Here is a 3135-nt window from a genome sequence, read left to right on the forward strand (position 1 = left end):
TTTTCTCCATTTTTTTGATTTCTTCGTCATCGAACCCGACATAGACGGCTACGATATCGTCTGACAACGATTGAGCGTAGCTAATGGTGTTTCGGATAACCTGTGTGATGCCAGCTACAGGAATCACAATGACGCTTCCCTTTTTCTCTGGCTTTTCTGTCGTAACATCAATTCGCAATTCGTCCGCAAGGTCCCGATAATGTTCATTTACTTTCTTAAAAGCAAAGATAACAACAGGAAGGAACAAGAAAATCGTCCAGACCTGCGAGAATTTTGTAATCAAGAAAATCAGGCAAATTGTAAGTGTAGTCAGCATCCCGATCGTATTAATAACAAAAGGGAGAAGCCATCCTGCCAGCCTTTTCGTAATCCATCGTTTCATCATTCCTGCTTGAGACAACGTAAAAGGGATAAATACACCAATAGCATATAAAGGGATTAGATTTTCTGTATCTCCTTGGGAAGCAATAATCAAGAGTGCTGAAAGTATGCTTAAGAAAATGATTCCATTAGAAAAGCCAAGACGATCTCCTCGAACCATAAACATGTTTGGTAAAAATCTGTCTTTTGCCAGCATAAAGGCAAGTAAAGGGAAGGCTGCAAAGGCAGTATTAGCAGCCAGGAATAAAATAAGTGCTGTTACAGCCTGTATAAAGTAATAAATAATTCCCCGTCCAAATACAGTTGCTGTGATTTGGGATACGACTGTTTCATCAGCTTTTGGAGCGATGCCAAATACATAAGCTAGAAGACTAATGCCGATGAACATAGCGCCAAGGATAAATCCCATCATAATCAGTGTTCTTGCTGCGTTTTTAGAAGCAGGTTCTCTAAAATTAGGAATTGCATTAGATACTGCTTCTACCCCTGTGAGCGCCGAACAACCTGAACTAAATGCGCGTAAAAGAAGGAATAATGTAATCCCAGGAACAGCTGCTCCATAAACAGGAGGTTGAACATGCGCATTCCCTGTCATCCATTGATAAATCCCACCAATAATAAGAAGAAAAACTGCGAAAACAAACAAATAAACGGGGTACATTAAAATGGTTGCAGATTCTGTGATACCACGTAAGTTTAAAATAGTTACTGTTAAAATCATCAAGAGTGCAATGATAACACGGTGTTCATGAAGCACAGGGAAGGCCGAGGTGATAGCATCTGTGGCAGCAGAGGTGCTTACCGCTACGGTTAAGATATAGTCCACTAGTAAAGAGCCACCAGCAACCAGTCCAACTGTAGTACCCAAATTGTCCTTTGCTACAATATACGCACCACCACCCATTGGGTAAGCATAAATAGTTTGACGATAAGATAAAATGAGTATTGCTAAAAGACCAAGAACTGCAAATGAAATTGGAATCGAATACCATAATGCTACTGTGCCCACGGTGATTAAAACTAAAAGAATCTGTTCTGTTCCGTATGCTACAGACGATAAAGCATCTGAAGAAAGTATAGCAAGTGCCTTCAGTTTACTTAGCTTTTCATTTGCAAGCTCATGTGATTTCATTGGCCGCCCGATTAAAAATCGTTTTAATTTTGTTACCATGCTTTTCCTCCGGGACACTTTTCAAATAGTTTCCCCAAAATTCCAAAAAAAATCCGGTTGAATATACTGTTTAGCACGGCACTCTATACTGTTTCAATGTTTGCGGAATCTCTGTTTATCCAATTTTCTGTTCTTCTTTTCCTATCACTCTACAGAAAGAATAGCGTATTTTCTCATTTCGTCAATATCATACAAGAGACTTGGAACAGAATGTGCTAGACTTATTTTCTAAATATCGAAAGGAGTTTGTTCACATGGGACAAGGAGAAAGAACAGTGCGCTTTGATCATGATTTACAAATTGAAGCCTATCGGTTTCAGGGTATCATGCAAAAATTCCCGAACCATTTCCATGAATACTACGTGATTGGCTTTATAGAGAGTGGCCAAAGACGATTATCTTGCAAGAATAAAGATTATGTAATAGGTACAGGTGATATTATATTTTTTAACCCTCTAGATAATCATGAGTGCGAACAGATTGACAACAAACCATTAGATTATCGCTGCTTGAATATTAAGCCTGAAGTCATGCGAAAAGTGACAAAAGAGATTACTGGAAAAGATTATCTCCCTCGTTTTACGAATTCTGTTTCTTATCAGGGTGAACAAGCTAATTTATTGCATAATCTCCACCAGATGATTATGGATGAATTTTCATATTTAGAGAAAGAAGAAGCTTTTTATTTTCTTATGGAGCAACTAATTGAAAAATATACCGAAGAATACGCAGAAACAAAACATGAAGGGATCGATCAGGAGATTGAAAAGGTCTGTCAATACCTAGAGGCACATTATGCTGAACATGTTGCATTAGATTATTTGGCTAATATTTCTAATATGAACAAATATTCTTTGTTGCGGTCCTTTACTCGTATTCGCGGAATTACCCCATATCGTTATTTACAAACAGTGCGCATCAATAAAGCCAAGAAACTATTGGAGAAGGGTGTAAAACCATTAGACGCTGCCATGCAGACCGGTTTTGTGGATCAAAGTCATTTTAGCAATTTCTTTATAGAGTTTATCGGACTGACGCCCGGACAATACCGGGACATTTTTATCAACAATGATAAATAGTCAGTTGTCAAAGGGAAGGACAAGACAATGGAGAACAAAACTGCTGGTCATTTATCAGCAATTATTACCATTTTAATTTGGGGTACAACTTACATTTCCACAAAAATATTATTATATGATTTTTCCCCAATAGAGATTTTATTTTTTCGTTTCACTATAGGGGCTATTGCCTTAATGATTATATATCCGTATCGGTTGAAGGTAACTGATAAAAAACTTGAATTCTTATTTGTATGTGCTGGTTTATGTGGTGTCACTTTGTATTACCTTTTAGAAAATATTGCCCTAACCTTTACAATGGCTTCCAATGTAGGCGTAATAAGTGCCTGTACTATTCTTGTTTGACTTTAAACTGGGACTGGAACGCTTCACAAACCCTGTTTCCTTATTCAATATTTTATTTTTGGGGCTTGGAGCTTCCGCTCTTTGCTTTGTTACCTGGAATTTTGCAGTTAAAGTATTAGGGGCTGGTGAACTACCCACCACTTAAAACCTAACGATTTT

The 3135-nt window shown here is 37.7% G+C and carries 2 protein-coding genes and 1 pseudogene; 2 read left to right on the plus strand and 1 reads right to left on the minus strand.

From position 1 onward, the window contains the following. On the minus strand, nucleotides 1-1552 hold a 1552-nt coding region (locus tag HMPREF0083_RS02825; RefSeq protein WP_021619493.1), incomplete at its 3' end, for an APC family permease. Between the two features lie 254 nt (nucleotides 1553-1806). Here HMPREF0083_RS02825 and HMPREF0083_RS02830 point away from each other — a divergent pair. Further along, entirely contained in the window at nucleotides 1807-2631 is an 825-nt protein-coding gene (locus HMPREF0083_RS02830; protein WP_021619494.1) for an AraC family transcriptional regulator, read from the plus strand. Nucleotides 2632-2658: 27 nt separating this feature from the next. Continuing rightward, nucleotides 2659-3100, plus strand: a pseudogene (locus HMPREF0083_RS02835) (EamA family transporter); the annotation flags it as partial. Nucleotides 3101-3135: the final 35 nt, after the last annotated feature.

The sequence above is a fragment of the Aneurinibacillus aneurinilyticus ATCC 12856 genome (assembly GCF_000466385.1).
GTDB classification, from domain to species: Bacteria; Bacillota; Bacilli; order Aneurinibacillales; family Aneurinibacillaceae; genus Aneurinibacillus; species Aneurinibacillus aneurinilyticus.